This is a genomic window from Pseudomonas sp. 58 R 3, assembly GCF_900006605.1.
In the GTDB taxonomy this organism is placed as follows: Bacteria; Pseudomonadota; Gammaproteobacteria; order Pseudomonadales; family Pseudomonadaceae; genus Aquipseudomonas; species Aquipseudomonas salomonii.
Genome location: NZ_CVTT01000042.1, coordinates 1 through 804 on the forward strand (window position 1 = coordinate 1; position 804 = coordinate 804).

Annotated in this window: 1 pseudogene; it reads right to left on the minus strand. The window is 60.8% G+C overall.

Features of this window, described 5'->3' with window-relative positions:
• Positions 1–804, minus strand: a pseudogene (locus BFP92_RS11090) (RHS repeat protein); the annotation flags it as partial.

An 804-nucleotide genomic window follows, 5' to 3' on the forward strand; every position in this document is an offset into this window, starting at 1 on the left:
GGCGTTGGTAAAGCGTGTGTTGCTGTTGGCTGACGGCGTGGGCGTGCAGGCGGTTCTGGTCGTCGTAGTGGTAGTGGCTGAGGAGCTGGCCTTGTTGGCGTTGGTGTTCGCGGCCGGTTTTGAACAGGTGGGAGGTGAGGGTTTCACCGTTCAGTTCGACGGTGGAAAGGTGACCGCCTTTGTCGTGGTTGAACACCAACCGGTTGTTGTCCGGCAGGCGGAGGTTCTTAAGTTGGCCGCAGGCATCGTAGCCATAGCGCAAGGTGCCCCAGCCTTGGTGTTCGGCGGTGAGGCGGTTTTGTGGGTCGTATTCGTAGGCCAGCGCCCAGTGGCCGTCGTCGGCGCTGAGGAGATTGCCCTGGCGGTCGTAGGCATAGTCGACAACATTGCCGTCCGGCAGGGTTTTTCTTACGAGGCGCCCGGCGTGGTCTCGCTCGTAGCGGGTAACGAGCTGACTGCCGTCGTCGCCGTGTTCGGTTTTTTCCGCAAGGTTGCCGTTGAGGTCATACACATAGGCCGTGCGCTGGCCATCAAAGCCGATTTCCTGCTGGATCAGGCCATTGGGGTGGTAATCGAGCCGGTAGGTTTCGCCTGCCTCGTTTTCGATGGAGGTCAGCAGCAGGCGCGCATTGTCGTAGCGGTACTTAACATGGGTGCCGTCGGCGTTGATTCGGCGGCTGATCAGGTGCAGGCCGTCGGCGTATTCGTAGCGGGTGACGTGGCCGAGTTCGTCGTGTTCGGCGGTGATTTTTCCGTAGGCGTTGTAGCTGTATTCGCGCGTTGCGCCGCCTGGCTGGGTCAGTT